The sequence below is a fragment of the Peptoniphilus sp. genome, assembly GCF_034090345.1.
In the GTDB taxonomy this organism is placed as follows: domain Bacteria; phylum Bacillota; class Clostridia; order Tissierellales; family Peptoniphilaceae; genus Peptoniphilus.
In genome coordinates this window covers 1-3,244 of sequence record NZ_JAXDSS010000010.1, presented here as the reverse complement: position 1 = coordinate 3,244, position 3,244 = coordinate 1, and the positions used below count along the sequence as shown (strand labels likewise).

Annotated in this window: 3 protein-coding genes; all 3 read left to right on the top strand. The window is 29.2% G+C overall.

The genetic code is table 11. From position 1 onward, the window contains the following. Positions 1-699, top strand: a 699-nt coding sequence (locus SOR77_RS00555) for a radical SAM protein (protein WP_320635268.1), incomplete at its 5' end; no start/stop codon positions are given. Then, entirely contained in the window at positions 696-2,213 is a 1,518-nt protein-coding gene (locus SOR77_RS00550) for a Mur ligase family protein (protein ID WP_320635267.1), read from the top strand. The genes SOR77_RS00555 and SOR77_RS00550, both read left to right, overlap by 4 nt. A 135-nt stretch (positions 2,214-2,348) precedes the next feature. Next, positions 2,349-3,244, top strand: an 896-nt coding sequence (aspS, locus tag SOR77_RS00545) for an aspartate--tRNA ligase (RefSeq protein ID WP_320635266.1), incomplete at its 3' end; no start/stop codon positions are given.

Below are 3,244 nucleotides of genomic sequence, written 5' to 3'. Positions count from 1 at the left end.
GATACAATAGAATTTACAGTAGAGGCTGGAAGGGTTGAAACACTCACTGATGAAATGATTGAAATGTTATCAAATCATGATGTTGATAGAATAAGTATAAATCCTCAATCTATGAATTTTAAGACAGTTAAGTCGATAAATAGAATAAACTCCATAGAAGAGTTTATAGAGTGTTATAATAAAGCCAAGCCAAAATTTAAAGATATAAATATGGATTTAATTATTGGATTAGAAGATGAAACAGAAGAGGATTTTATGAATTCACTAGAGAGTGTGATAAAATTAAATCCAACCAATATAACTGTTCATTCATTAGCTTTAAAAAATGGAACAGATTATTTAAAAAATCAAAATGTATCAAATTTTAATATAAATTTTAATAATGAAGTTATAAGTAAGTTAAAAGAAAATAATTACAATCCATATTATTTGTACAGACAAAAACGTATTATTGGCGGTAATGAAAATATAGGTTATTCTATAAAAGGACACGAATGTATTTATAATATCATGATGATACAGGAATTACATGATATATGGGGTTTTGGAATGGGAGCAACTTCTAAACTTCACATAAATAGTGAAAAATTTGAGCAGATACCAAATTTTAGAAGTATGCGAGAATATTTATCGAGAAACAAAGAAGTTTCTGATAAAAAATTAAAAGTGCTATTTGATAGGTATAGGAGTGAAAAATGAGATTAAATCAATTAATAGATGATTTTAGTAAACTAGGAATTGAAGATTTAGATATAAAAAACATTAGATACAATTCTAATGATGTAGAATCTGGAGATTTATTCGTTGCTATAAAGGGATATGTAACTGATGGACATAAATATGTTAAGAATGCATATGAAAAAGGTGCAGTAGTTGCTGTTGTGGAAGATTATGTAGACGTTGATATTCCACAAATTAAAGTTGAAAATTCAAGGATTGCATTAGCAGATTTATCTAATAAATATTTTAATAGTCCATCAGAAAAAATAAATATGGTTGGTATAACTGCTACAAATGGAAAAACGACTACGTCTTTTATGTTGGATACTATATATAGATTAGCGGGTTATAAAACTGGCATAATAGGAACTGTTTATACCAAATATGCTGAGGTAATGGTTCCATCAATATTAACTACGCCTGAATCTTATGATTTACAAAGATATCTATCAGACATGGTTGAGAATAAGATAGAGAAAGTTACTATGGAAGTTTCTTCTTCAGCTCAAGAGTTATATAGAAATAAAAATATAGATTTTAATATTGTTACTTTTAACAATTTTTCAAGAGAGCATATTGACCAACACGGAAGCTTTGAAAATTATTATAAATTTAAATCTAAGTTGATAAGAGAGGCTAAGGATAAAACAGCTTGTGTTCTAAATATGGACTTTGATGAAATTGCAAAATTAAAAGAAAAAACTAATGGGCAAGTTGTATCATATTCTCTAAAAAATTCAGATTATGATTGCACCATAAAAGATTTAGATTTGAGTACCGGATTTGGGAAGTTTACGTTTGAAGTTTTAAGAGATATAGAATTTAATGGAGTAAAAATTAAGCCTGAAAAATTCTATATTGAATTGTCAGCTTCTGGATATTCATCAGTCATGAATTCTGTTGCCGCTATAATAGTGGCGCTATTAGAGGGAATAGATAAGAAAATTATAATAAAAGCTCTAAAGTTATTCTCTGGTGTTGAGAGAAGATGTGAAATGATTTATGATGGCTCTTTTAAAGTTATAGATGACCATTTTGCTAATGCTAGAAATATAGATGTAACTTTAGATACTTTAAAACAAATGCAATATAAAAATTTACATGTTTTATATGCAATAAGAGGTAGTAGAGGAGTCGAATTAAACAGAGAAACATCAGAGAGAATGGTCCGATGGTTTAAAGATTTAGGGCTTGATAAAGTGATAGCAACTTTGAGTAAAGATGTTGTTGGTAAAAAAGATATTGTATTAGATAAAGAATTAGAAGTGTTTAAAAATACCATGTCTAAAAACAACATGAATTTTGAAATAATAGATACTTTATCAGATGCAATAAGAATAATTGTAGATGATGTAAATGATGATGATGTTCTATTACTTGCAGGCTGTCAAGGAATGGATAAGGGAGCTGGATTCTTATTTGATGAACTTTCAAAAAGAGGTAAAACTGATTTGGAAATACTTAAGGATAAAGTAGAAAATAGAATATGCTAAAATTGACACGAAGAATATAAAATAATATAATTGAATTGTTTAGTACCTACCTGATTATGTCAGGGGTCAAGAGGGCTTACTAAGAAATAAAAGACCACTCGTCCCAAGGGACGAGTTTTTAATATGGAGGAATAAATGGCTGATAAGTTAACCGGTTTAAAGAGATCTCACTATTGTGGAGAAGTTAGAGAAAATCTAATTGGGAATGAAGTAGTTATAATGGGGTGGGTCTCAAAAGAGAGAAATTTAGGTTCAATAGTATTTGCAGATGTAAGAGATAGAGAAGGGATAGTTCAAGTAGTCTTTGATGATACAGTAGATAAAGATTTATTTACAAAAGCTACAGGCTTGAGATCTGAATTTGTAGTAGCTGTTAAAGGAATTGTAAGAGAAAGGTCTTCAGTGAACGATAAAATTCCTACTGGAAAAGTTGAAATTTTAGCAAATGAACTAAGGATTTTAAATAAATCTGAAGTTCCGCCTATATATATAAAAGATGATGACAATGTTTCAGAAAATATGAGATTAAAATATAGGTCCTTAGATTTGAGAAAACCTTCAATGCAAAAAAAACTATTTGCAAGATCCAAGTTCTATAAGATAACAAGAGATTTCTATTCATCAGAAGGATTTATTGAAGTTGAAACTCCTATGCTTACTAAACCAACTCCTGAAGGAGCTAGGGATTATTTAGTCCCTTCAAGAATTAACGAAGGACAATTTTATGCGCTTCCACAATCACCGCAGTTGATGAAACAACTTTTGATGTGCTCTGGATTTGATAGATATTTCCAAATAACTAAGTGCTTTAGAGATGAAGACTTAAGATCAAATAGACAACCTGAGTTTACTCAAATAGATACTGAAATGAGTTTTGTTGACATAGAAGATGTAATAGAAACTAATGAAAGATTTTTAAAGCATGTTTTCAAGGAAATGATTGGAGTTGATATAAGTTTACCACTTAAAAGAATGAGCTATAGAGAAGCAATGGATAGATTTGGAGTAGATAAACCAGATTTAAGATTTGG

Coding starts and splice junctions, on each gene's coding strand:
- SOR77_RS00550 (WP_320635267.1), top strand. CDS start 696: ATGAGATTAAATCAATTAATAGATGATTTTAGTAAACTAGGAATTGAA.